The sequence below is a fragment of the Cellulophaga fucicola genome, assembly GCF_900119145.1.
In the GTDB taxonomy this organism is placed as follows: Bacteria; Bacteroidota; Bacteroidia; order Flavobacteriales; family Flavobacteriaceae; genus Cellulophaga; species Cellulophaga fucicola.
On record NZ_FPIY01000007.1, the window covers coordinates 109,812 to 111,109 of the forward strand.

A 1,298-nucleotide genomic window follows, 5' to 3' on the forward strand; every position below is an offset into this window, starting at 1 on the left:
CCTTGCGGACCAACTGCACCACCTGCTGCTAATTCCGATAATGGAACAAACAACACACTATTATCATCTTCAATTTCTAAATTAGAACCTACAACCGAAAAACGAGTATTTACTTCATTTGTAATGCTCTCATCTGGATCAGTAGAGCTAACTGTGTAATTTCCACTTCCGTCATCTGTAACAGAAATATTACCTACTCCACTAACTGTTTGATTGTATTTTGATAAATCTATAGTTGTAGCTGTAGGGTCATTTGTTAATGATAAATTATCACCAATTAATGATAAATCCTGATTATCTGTACCAGTAAAACTTGTTTCTGTACCATCTTCTGATTTATATGTAAATGTACCATCACCGTTATCTACTAAAGTGGTTATTGTATTGTTGGTGTCTACACTTACTGAGTTACCAGAATCATCTGTAATTGTAAATGTACCATCGCCATTATCTACTACTGTAGAACGCTTTGTATTAAATGTAGTTGTTACTCCATTCTCATTCTCGTGAGTAAAAGTACCATCGCCATTATCTGTTAAGGACGTAATTGTTTCTGAAATTGTTACTGAAGCTACATTTAAATATAAACCACCATCTGTACCAACTTGAATATCATTATTAGCATCAGAACTTACTAAACCTACTGTTTGAGAAGAACCTGTACCATCTGTATATGTAATAGTTCCATCATTATTATTAACTAAAGTACCCGCAACTTGATTTGTATCTATTGTTGCTGAGTTACCTGAATCATCTGTTAACGTAAATGTTCCGTCTCCATTGTCTAAAACTGTAGAACGTTTAGCATCAAATGTAGTTACTACTCCGTCTTCGTTTGTATATGTAAATGTACCATCTGCATTATCTACTAAAGTCGATAATGTTTCTGTGAATGTTGTTGTTGTACCATTTTCTGATGTATACGTAAAGCTACCATCACCATTATTTACTAAAGTAGTTACTGTATTGTTGGTGTCTACTGTTGCAGAATTTCCTGAGTCATCTGTTAACGTAAATGTTCCGTCTCCGTTATCTAAAACTGTAGAACGCTTAGCATCAAACGTAGTTACTACTCCGTCTTCGTTTGTGTAGGTAAATGTTCCATCTGCATTATCCACCAATGTAGATAATGTTTCTGTAAATGTTGTTGTTGTACCGTTTTCTGATGTATACGTAAAGCTACCATCAGCGTTATCTACTAAAGTAGTTACTGTATTATTAGTATCTACTGTTGCAGAATTTCCTGAGTCATCTGTTAATGTAAATGTTCCGTCTCCGTTATCTAAAACTGTAGAACG

1 pseudogene is annotated in these 1,298 nt (G+C 34.4%); it reads right to left on the reverse strand.

Going from position 1 to position 1,298, the window contains the following annotated elements:
• Positions 1–1,298 (reverse strand): annotated as a pseudogene (locus BT107_RS17580) (hypothetical protein); the annotation flags it as partial.